Here is a 2,563-nt window from a genome sequence, read left to right as displayed (position 1 = left end):
GATACAGACCCCCTAAGAAACTCCGGGTTAAAGCGATAGCCGACATTGCGGACTGTTTGAATTAGACTGGGTTGGCGCGGATCGGTTTCCAGCTTCTTCCGCAGCGAGAGAACATGAGTGTCTATAGTGCGGGGATTGTCGATCGCATCCGGCCAAGCTCTGTGTAGCAATTCAGAACGACTGAGGGGCAGTCCGTCCGCTTGCGCCAAGACATACAGCAAACTGAACTCTTGGGGAGTCAAATCGACCAGTTCTTCTTTAAAGCGGACGCGACGCTGTACCAAGTCAATTTTCAGATCGCCATAATCCAGATAGGCCGGCGGTAGAGTCATTCTGTTCCGTCTAATCAGCGCTTCAATTCGCGCCAGGAACTCCTGCATACCAAAAGGCTTGGTCAGGTAATCATCTGCCCCTGCTTTTAAACCGGCGACGATATCCGCTTCGGTGTTGCGGGCAGACAGCATGAGAATATATGGCCTCTGCTGTCGCAGCAGCCAGCCGCAAAACTCTAAAGCATCGCCATCGGGAAGTTCGGAGTCGAGAATTACCAATGTTGGTTGACGCAGATGAAACACTTCCCGCGCTTGATAGAGGCTGGCGGCTTGGAACACTCGGTATCCGGCCTGCTGTAAGTGCCAACCGAGCAGCGATCGCAGATGCGGATTTCCTTCAATAATTTGAATACCTACTGATCCCACGGAGGCTTGCTTTCCTTGCCTTTGTTAGATTCAAGTTAACAGAGCCGTTTAGAGAATTTTGTAGCGATTGCTACCTGACATTGAACTGTATTTTCATTTTTCAATACCATTGGACGATGGTTGAGATCGCCATCATCCCATTATTTTGATATTTTCGCCTCTAGCTTAGTACAGGTTACGCCATCTTGCTACCAACCAGTTTTCTACACATGGGCAATCGCCAGTAACGGCCAAAACAAAGGCTTTTTTTGCTTTATATCGTCAAATGCTGGCAGACTGCACCTGTTATCTGTTTGCGGTTATGCCAACCGAATAGCCAATCAGGCGGTAAGGACTTATCCTCGAACTCGCTAAAATGAAGGTAACGTAGCAATCCAGTTTGAATCGCCTTAAGCCCAAACTTGTGATTAACAATCGAGTGAGAGCTAAAGTCAGCGGATAGTTACAGCAATTTAAAAAATTGCTTAAGTATAGCGACCGATTGACTGAGAGATTCAACAGGGAGAAATTTGGTCGAACGCACACCCTATAACTTAACCTGTAGGTCGTGTAGATAAAGCCAAAATGCGCTCGCCTCGCTCGACAAAGCCAAAATCAAAGCTGGTTTTGACGGCAGGCGTTAATATATTTAAACACCAGACGATTTCAACTCACGACCATGCTTCAGGACACTCAAACCATTAGGCACTACCAAAAACTTACCGACGCCCTGGTCGATATGTGGAATCGGGGCTACAGATATGACAGTTTGCGTTTGTATTTAGATGGTTATATAGCTGCGCTGCGCCATACTAACGCACTTGAGCCATATCGCATCAACCGTTTGGAGGAGGAAGTTACACGTTACATATACGATCCATCTAATTTTGAAATGCCTCAACCCCAACCCCAATCGGACTACTACTGATGCTTTTTTAGGATTTGCATCGCTGGGTTAGCCAAAAAAATTTTTTAAGGTCTTACCTGTAGATAATGCTGAATAAAAGCATACAGGTACAGAATTCTTAGTTGGTTATTTCAGTTTTTAATCAAAACTTTTTTATTCTCAACTGTAATTTTCGGCAGCAAAATAAAAATACTGACTGGATTTCTAGCTAAAACGAATCCAATCAGTATTTTTGTTCAAGAAACCTGGCTTCAGGAAGCTAAAGCAACCTCTAGCAACTCTTTTAATTCACCTTTTTGATACATCTCGATCATAATGTCCGAGCCACCGATAAATTCTCCATTAATGTAAACTTGGGGAATAGTTGGCCAGTTGGAATATTCTTTGATTCCCTGACGAATTTCATAATCTTCAAGCACATCAACAGTTTCATAGGGAACTGCATATGTGTTGAGAATCTGCACCACATTGTTGGAAAAACCGCATTGGGGCATTAGCTTGTTGCCCTTCATAAAAACTAAAATCTTGTGCTGTTTTACCAAGTTGTCAATTTTTTCTTTCAGTTCTGGTGTCATAGTTTTTCAGTGCGATCGTGAAAAGTGCGCGGAGAGAGCAAATGCTTTGTTATTTTGTATTTTTTAGCGTAGTTGTGCTTAACAACATACAAATTTAACCTACGCCAGTCAATTGAGCCAGAGAGCTATTGAGTAGCTTTCAGAGCTTGGGGAGTGTAGGTTTTCAGCGACAAAGCATGAATAGCTTCTGAAGACATAGCTTGTTGCAGCGCAGCATAAACCATTTGGTGCTGTTGAATCAGCCTCTTGCCTTCAAATAAAGAGGAAACCACCGTCACTTGATAGTGGTCGCCGCCGCCAGTCAGGTCTTGAACCTGAACCTGTGCGTCAGCCAATTCTGCCTTAATCATAGCTTCAACCTGAACCGGACTAATCATTCTTTTCCTCTTGCTAAAAAAAGATTC

4 protein-coding genes are annotated in these 2,563 nt (G+C 44.0%); 1 reads left to right on the top strand and 3 read right to left on the bottom strand.

Going from position 1 to position 2,563, the window contains the following annotated elements; translation table 11 throughout:
- Positions 1 to 698: winged helix-turn-helix domain-containing protein (locus tag H6S82_RS28315; RefSeq protein WP_191057112.1), on the bottom strand; the 698-nt coding region annotated here is incomplete at its 3' end.
- A gap of 658 nt (positions 699 to 1,356) precedes the next feature.
- Here H6S82_RS28315 and H6S82_RS28310 point away from each other — a divergent pair.
- A complete protein-coding gene (locus H6S82_RS28310) occupies positions 1,357 to 1,605 on the top strand; it encodes a DUF6761 family protein (RefSeq protein ID WP_190463495.1) in 249 nt (82 codons plus the stop codon).
- 230 nt (positions 1,606 to 1,835) lie between these two features.
- Here the strand turns inward: H6S82_RS28310 and grxD are convergent, their stop codons facing one another.
- Both grxD and H6S82_RS28300 read right to left on the bottom strand, forming a co-directional pair.
- Positions 1,836 to 2,159: a Grx4 family monothiol glutaredoxin gene (grxD, locus tag H6S82_RS28305; RefSeq protein WP_190463497.1), complete on the bottom strand. Its 324-nt coding sequence runs from the start codon at positions 2,157 to 2,159 to the stop codon at positions 1,836 to 1,838.
- A 125-nt stretch (positions 2,160 to 2,284) separates the two neighbouring features.
- Positions 2,285 to 2,536: a BolA family transcriptional regulator gene (locus tag H6S82_RS28300; RefSeq protein ID WP_190463499.1), complete on the bottom strand. Its 252-nt coding sequence runs from the start codon at positions 2,534 to 2,536 to the stop codon at positions 2,285 to 2,287.
- Positions 2,537 to 2,563: the final 27 nt, after the last annotated feature.

The sequence above is a fragment of the Planktothrix sp. FACHB-1355 genome, assembly GCF_014748295.1.
In the GTDB taxonomy this organism is placed as follows: Bacteria; Cyanobacteriota; Cyanobacteriia; order Cyanobacteriales; family Aerosakkonemataceae; genus Aerosakkonema; species Aerosakkonema funiforme_A.
The sequence above is the reverse complement of the archived record's forward strand: the minus strand, read 5'-3'. Positions and strand labels throughout refer to the sequence as shown.

What these genes read in the sequence shown, in the direction of transcription:
- H6S82_RS28310 (WP_190463495.1), top strand. Translation starts at nt 1,357, where the DNA reads ATGCTTCAGGACACTCAAACCATTAGGCACTACCAAAAACTTACCGAC.
- grxD (WP_190463497.1), bottom strand. Translation starts at nt 2,159, where the DNA reads ATGACACCAGAACTGAAAGAAAAAATTGACAACTTGGTAAAACAGCAC.
- H6S82_RS28300 (WP_190463499.1), bottom strand. Translation starts at nt 2,536, where the DNA reads ATGATTAGTCCGGTTCAGGTTGAAGCTATGATTAAGGCAGAATTGGCT.